Origin of the sequence: Staphylococcus sp. HMSC65H10, assembly GCF_001839185.1 — a bacterium.
GTDB classification, from domain to species: Bacteria; Bacillota; Bacilli; order Staphylococcales; family Staphylococcaceae; genus Staphylococcus; species Staphylococcus simulans.
The window spans coordinates 39,940-47,742 of sequence record NZ_KV840425.1 but is presented as its reverse complement, the minus strand read 5'-3'; the positions used below and the strand labels follow the sequence as shown (position 1 = coordinate 47,742).

At 42.3% G+C, this 7,803-nt stretch carries 1 protein-coding gene; it reads right to left on the bottom strand.

Going from position 1 to position 7,803, the window contains the following annotated elements:
* Nucleotides 1–7,803, bottom strand: a 7,803-nt coding sequence (locus tag HMPREF3270_RS13070) for a beta strand repeat-containing protein (RefSeq protein ID WP_070867276.1), incomplete at both ends; no start/stop codon positions are given.

Below are 7,803 nucleotides of genomic sequence, written 5' to 3'. Positions count from 1 at the left end.
TAACTGAAGTTCCGTCTTTGCCTTTCGGTACTGTAATTGAGTTGCCATCGCTGAATGTCACTACTGTATTGCCATTCGGATCGATTGTTTGGCCTGTTACTGTAACTGATTTGCCGTCTACTCCGTCACGGCCATCTTTACCATCGCGACCGTCTTTACCTTTCGCAATTGTAGTTGTTGAACCATCACTGAATTCTACAACTGTATTACCATCTGCATCTGGATGTGAATCTTTGACTGTAACTGAAGTTCCGTCTTTGCCTTTCGGTACTGTGATTGTGTTGCCGTCACTGAATGTTACTTTTGTATTGCCGTCAGGGTCGATTGTTTGACCTGTTACTGTAACTGATTTTCCGTCTGCACCGTCTTTACCAGGTAAACCTTGGTCACCTTTATCTCCTTTTGAGATTGTAACTGAAGTACCATCGCTAAATTCTACAACTGTATTTCCGTTAGGATCTTTCGTTGTTGAAGTAATAGAGATTGATTTACCATCTTGGCCTTTTGGAACGACAATTTCATGTCCATCGCTGAAGACTACTTTCGTATTACCATCTGGTTGAACTGTAGAAGAAGTAATTGTGATAGATTGTCCATCTTCACCTTTTTCTCCTTTAGCACCTTTAGGTACTACAACTTCGTGTCCGTCACTAAATGTCACTTTAACATCGCCATTAGGTAAGTTTTCAGTATTTGTGATAGTAATTGATTTACCGTCTACACCATCTTTACCTTTCGGCACAGTAACTTTCGAACCATCACTGAAGTCAATCACTGTGTTGCCATCAGCATCTGGTTCAGCTTTAGTAATTGTGACAGATTTACCGTCTAATCCTTTAGGAATGTTGATTTCACGACCATCTGAGAACGTTACTTTAGTTGAACCGTCAGGTTGTACTTCTGTGCCTGTAATAGTCACTGATGTACCGTCTGCACCTTTGTCGCCTTTATCTCCTTTAGGGATTGTGACGCTGCTGCCATCACTGAAGTTAACTACAGTGTTGCCATCTGGATCTTTCGTTGTTTTAACTACAGTAACTGATGCGCCTGCATCTCCTTTAGCGCCTTTAGGAATGATGATTTCATGTCCATCACTGAATGTAACTTTGATATCACCGCTTGGTAATGTTTCGTTACCAGTAATAGTAACTGACTTACCATCTACGCCATCTTTCGCTTTAGGAATTGTCACTTTAGAGCCATCTGAGAACGTTACTTCTGTATTACCATCTTTATCTGGCGCAACGTTTTGAACTGTAATAGATTGACCATCTGCACCTTTATCGCCTTTAGAGATAACTGCTGTACCACCATCACTGAAGTGAATAACAGTGTTGCCGTCCGCATCTTTTTCAGTGCTTGTAACTGTTAATGGTGCTGCATCTTTACCATCTACACCGTCTTTACCTGGGTCACCTTTTTCTCCTTTAGGAATGACAATTTCTTTACCGTCAGAGAATGTAACTTTTGTATCACCATTTGGTTGCGGTTCTACTTTCGCAACTGTAACCGAATCGCCTTTATCACCTTTATCGCCTTTTGCGATTGTGATTTCATGTCCATCAGAGAATGTAACTTTCGTATTACCTTCTGGTGTTGTTTCTGTGCTTTGAACTGTAACTGATGTACCATCTTTACCGTCTTTGGCTTTTGGAAGTACAACTTTTGAACCGTCAGAGAAAGTCACTACTGTATTACCGTCAGCGTCAGGCGTTGTACTTTGAACAGTAATTGATTTACCGTCCGCACCATTTTGTCCTGCTTCACCTTGTGCACCAGTATCACCTTTGTCGCCTTTTTCTCCTTTAGGAATCACAACTTCTTTACCATCTGAGAACGTTACTTTTGTATCGCCGTTTGGTTGCGGTTCTACTTTCGCAACTGTAACTGATTGACCTGCTGCACCTGTTTCTCCAGTATCGCCTTTATCACCTTTTGTTCCTTTTGGAATAGTGATTGTGCTGCCATCAGAGAATGTCACAACTGTGTTGCCATCAGCGTCTGGTTCAGTTTTTTCAACTGTAATTGATTTACCATCTTGTGCTTTTGGAATTGTGACTTTTGTACCATCGCTGAATGTCACTTCAGTATTACCATCAGGTGTTTGTGTAGAGCCTGTGATTGTTAATGGTTTCGCATCTGCGCCATTTTGACCCGCTTCACCTTGTGCTCCAGTATCACCTTTGTCGCCTTTTTCGCCTTTAGGGATTGTAACTTCTTTACCATCAGAGAATGTAACTTTTGTATCGCCGTTTGGTTGTGGTTCTACTTTTGCGACCGTGACTGAATCACCTTTATCTCCTTTATCGCCTTTTGCGATTGTGACTGTAGTGCCATCAGAGAATGTGACTTTTGTATCGCCTTCTGGTGTTTTTTCTGTGCCTTGAACTGTGATAGATTGACCATTTAAGCCGTTTTGACCCGCTTCTCCAGTGTCACCTTTTTCACCTTTCGCACCTTTAGGAACAACAACTTTAGTACCATCGCTGAATGTGATAACTGTGTTACCATCCGCATCTGGAGCTGTTGATTGAACAGTTACAGATTGACCATTCGCACCTGCGTCACCTTTTTCACCTTTAGGAATAGTAAGTTCTTTACCATCACTAAATGTGACTTTCGTATCGCCATTTGGTTGTGGCTCTACTTTTGCGACTGTAACTGATTGACCTGCTTCGCCAGCATCTCCTTTAGCACCTTTAGGAATGACAACTTCATGACCATCACTGAATGTCACTTTTGTTGATCCGTCTGGTTGAACAGCTGTTTCAGTAATTGTGATTGATTTTCCGTCTACACCATTTTGACCTGCTTCACCTTGTGCGCCAGTATCACCTTTCGCACCTTTAGGTATTGTGACTGTTGAGCCATCACTAAATGTCACAACTGTATTACCATCCGCATCTGGTTCAGTTTTTTCAACTGTAATTGATTTACCATCTTGCGCTTTTGGAATAGTCACTTCATGTCCGTCTGAGAAGACTACTTTCGTGCTGCCATCTGGTTGGACTTCAGAAGATTGAACTGTCACGGATTGACCGTCTGCGCCATTCGCACCAGTATCACCCTTGTCGCCTTTTTCTCCTTTAGGGATAACAACTTCGTGACCATCGCTGAATGTTACTTTTGTTGAACCATCTGGTTGAACAGCTGTTTCAGTAATTGTGATTGACTTACCGTCCACGCCGTCTTTCGCTTTTGGAATAACAACTTTAGATCCATCATTGAATGTGATTTCTGTGTTGCCATCTTTATCAGGTTGAACACTTTGAACCGTAATTGATTTACCGTCCGCACCGTTTTGACCTGCGTCACCTTTTGCACCTGTGTCACCTTTATCGCCTTTTGCGATTGTGATTGAAGTACCATCTGAGAACGTTACTTTTGTATCGCCTTCTGGTGTTTTTTCAGTGCCTTGAACCGTAATAGACTTACCGTCTGCGCCATCTTTCGCTTTTGGAATAACGACTTTAGATCCGTCACTGAATGTCACTTCAGTATTGCCATCAGGTGTTTGCGTTGAACCTGTAACTGTTAATGGTGTCGCATCTTTACCTGCTTCACCTTGTGCACCTGTATCACCTTTCGCACCTTTTGGAATTGTGACTGATGAACCATCTGAGAATGTCACAACAATATTACCTTCAGCATCAGGGGCAGTTTTATCAACTGTAATTGATTTACCGTCTTGTGCTTTAGGGATTGTTACTTCATGGCCATCTGAGAAGACAACTTTCGTGCTACCATCTGGTTGAACTTCAGAAGATTTAACTGTCACGGATGTTCCATCTGTACCATTCGCACCAGTATCACCTTTATCGCCTTTTTCACCTTTAGGAATAGTAACTTCTTTACCATCACTAAATGTAACTTTTGTATCACCATTTTCTTGTGGTTCTACTTTAGCGACTGTAATTGATTGGCCATCTTTACCGTCTTGTCCTGCGGCGCCTTGTGCACCTGTGTCACCTTTTTCACCTTTTGCGATTGTGACTGTAGTACCATCTGAGAATGTTACTTTTGTATCGCCTTCTGGTGTTTTTTCAGTGCCTTGAACTGTAATTGATTGACCTGCGGCACCTGTTTCACCAGTATCGCCTTTATCACCTTTCGCACCTTTAGGAATCACAACTTTAGTGCCGTCTGAGAATGTCACTTCAGTGTTACCATCTGGAGTTTGTGTAGATCCTGTAACTGTTAATGGTGTTGCATCTTTACCTGCTTCACCTTGAGCCCCGGCATCTCCTTTTTCTCCTTTAGGAATAGTAACTTCTTTACCGTCACTAAATATTACTTTAGTTGAACCATCTGGTTGCGGTTCTACTTTAGCGACTGTGATTGATTGACCATCTGCACCATTTTGTCCAGCGTCACCTTTATCTCCTTTTTCTCCTTTAGGAATAATGACTTCATGGCCATCACTGAATGTCACTTTCGTTGATCCGTCTGGTTGAACAGCAGTTCCTGTAACTGTAACTGATTTACCATCCGTACCATTTACGCCATCTTTCGCTTTCGGAATGACAACTTTAGATCCGTCTGAGAAGGTCACTTCTGTATTGCCATCTTTATCAGGTTGAACGCTTTGTACAGTAATAGATTGACCGTCTTTACCATTTTGTCCATCAACACCAACTGCACCTGTGTCACCTTTTTCACCTTTTGCGATTGTGACTGTAGTACCATCTGAGAATGTGACTTTCGTATCGCCCTCTGGTGTTGTTTCAGTGCTTTGGACTGTAATAGATTTTCCGTCTTTACCATCCACGCCGTCTTTCGCTTTCGGAATCACGACTTTAGATCCGTCTGAGAAGTTAACCACTGTATTACCATCTGCATCAGGAGCAGAGTTTTCTACAGTAATAGATTTACCATCTTGACCTGCATCACCTTTGTCGCCTTTTTCTCCTTTAGGAATCACAATTTCACGTCCATCACTGAATGTGACTTTTGTAGAACCGTCAGGTTGAACTTCGCTGCCAGTGACTGTAATTGATTGACCATCTTTACCATCTACGCCGTCTTTCGCTTTCGGAATGACAACTTTAGAACCGTCGCTGAATGTCACTTCAGTATTGCCTTCTGGTGTTTGTGTTGAACCTGTGATTGTTAATGGAGCCGCGTCTTTACCAGCTGCACCTGTATCACCTTTATCTCCTTTTGGAATTGTGACTGTTTTACCATCTGAGAATGTCACAACTGTGTTGCCATCTGCATCAGGTTTTGAACTATCTACCGTTACAGATTGACCATCAGCACCTTTAGGAATTGTGATGACTTTACCGTCAGAGAATGTAACTTTTGTAGCGCCTTCTGGTGTTGTTTCAGTAGCGGTAATTGTGATTGCTTTACCGTCTTTACCATCTACGCCGTCTTTAGCTTTCGGAATGACAACTTTAGAACCATCTGAGAATGTGACTTCTGTATTGCCATCTTTATCTGGAGCAACGTTTTGAACTGTAATAGATTGACCATCTTTACCGTTTGCGCCGGTTGCGCCAGTATCACCTTTATCCCCTTTAGAGATGACAGCTTGTGAACCATCACTGAAGTGAACGACTGTATTACCAGCATCATCTTTTGTTGTTTCAGTGACTGTTAATGGTGCGGCATCTTTACCAGCTGCACCTGTATCACCTTTGGCACCTTTAGGAATTGTTACTTCTTTGCCATCAGAGAAGACAACTTTTGTATCGCCGTTTTCTTGTGGTGTCACACTTGTGATTGTGATAGATGTACCATCTTTTCCGTCTGCACCCGCTGCGCCTGTGTCACCTTTGTCGCCTTTAGAAACAGTGGCAGTGCTACCGTCGCTGAAGTGAATCACGGTATTGCCATCCGCATCTTTTTCAGAACCTGTAACTGTAAGAGGTTTAGCATCTTGTCCAGCATCACCTTTGTCGCCTTTAGGGATTGTTACTTTTTTACCATCGCTGAAGACAACTTCAGAATCACCATTTGGTAATTTATTGATTTGATCAACAGTTACTGAAGTACCGTCTGCACCTTTTTCACCAGCGTCACCTTTATCTCCTTTAGAGATTGTCGCAGTTCCGCCATCGCTGAAGTGGATGACTGTGTTGCCATCTTTATCTTTTTCAGTACTTTGAACAGTTAACGGTGCAGCATCTGCGCCTTTTTCACCTTGTGCACCAGTTTCACCTTTGTCCCCTTTAGCACCTTTTGGAATAGTCACTTTTGTGCCATCTGAGAATGTTACTTCGATATCGCCATTTTCTAAAGGTTTTGTGCCTTGAACTGTGATTGAGTCACCTGCATCACCTTTCGCGCCTTTAGGGATTGTAATCTTAGTTCCATCTGAGAATGTTACTTCATTATCACCATTATCAAGCACTTTACTTGAAGTAATTGTGATTGATTTACCATCTTTACCATCTACACCGGCTGCGCCAGTTTCACCTTTGTCGCCTTTGTTGATTGTAATAGAGTGACCATCTGAGAAGTTAACTTTCGTATTACCTTCAGGTGTAGTTTCTGTACCTGTGATAGTGATTGAAGCACCATCTTTACCAGCTTCACCTTGAGCACCTGTGTCGCCTTTCTCGCCTTTAGGAACCACAACTTGTGAACCATCACTGAATGTTACAACTGTATCACCATTCGCATTTGGTTCAGATGATTTTACTGTAATAGATGCGCCATCTTTACCGTTAGGAACTGTAATTGATTTACCATCACTAAATGTAACTTTTGTGCCATCTGGTGTTTGTTCAGAGCTTTGAACAGTCACTGAAGTACCGTCTGCGCCTTTTTCACCTGCAGCACCTGTATCACCTTTATCCCCTTTAGGAATTTCAAGTGTTTTACCGTCTGAGAATGTCACTTGTTTATTACCATTTGGTAATGTTTCTGTTTTTGTGATTGTCACTGATGTACCATCTTTACCTTTTGGCACTGTGATAGATTGACCATCAGAGAATGTCACTTTTGTATCTCCGTTTGCTTGTGGTTCGATACTTGCGATTGTGATAGACGTACCATCTTTACCAGCTGCACCAGTATCACCTTTCGCACCAGTATCACCTTTATCTCCTTTAGAGACTGTTGCTGTTTGACCATCACTAAAGTGAATAACTGTGTTGCCCGCTTCATCTTTAGTAGTTTCTGTAACTGTGAGTGGTTTAGCGTCTGCGCCAGCTGCGCCTGTATCGCCTTTTTCACCTTTAGGAATTGTTAATTCTTTGCCATCTGAGAAGACTACTTTTGTATCGCCATTGGCTTGTGGTTCGATACTCTTAATTGAAACAGATTCACCTTTTTCACCTGTCGCACCTGTATCGCCTTTATCTCCTTTAGAGATAGTCGCTGTTGAGTTATCACTGAAGTGAACGACTGTATTGCCAGCCGCATCTTTAGTTTCGCCAGTTACTGTTAATGGTGCTGCGTCTTTACCATTCGCTCCAGCTGCGCCTGTTTCACCTTTATCCCCTTTAGAGACAGTTGCTGTTTGGCCGTCGCTGAAGTGGATAACTGTGTTGCCTTCAGGATCTTTAGTTGTGCTAGTTACTGTAAGTGGTTCAGCATCTTTACCAGCTGCACCTGTGTCACCTTTCACACCTTTAGGAATTGTTAATTCTTTACCATCTGAGAAGATAACTTTTGTATCGCCATTGGCTTGTGGTTCGATGCTCTTAATTGAAACAGATTCGCCTTTTTCACCAGTAGCACCAGTTGCGCCTGTCGCACCTGTATCGCCTTTATCTCCTTTAGAGATGACTGCTTGTGAACCGTCACTGAAATGAACAACGGTATTTCCAGCTGCATCTTTATCAGTTTTTGTGA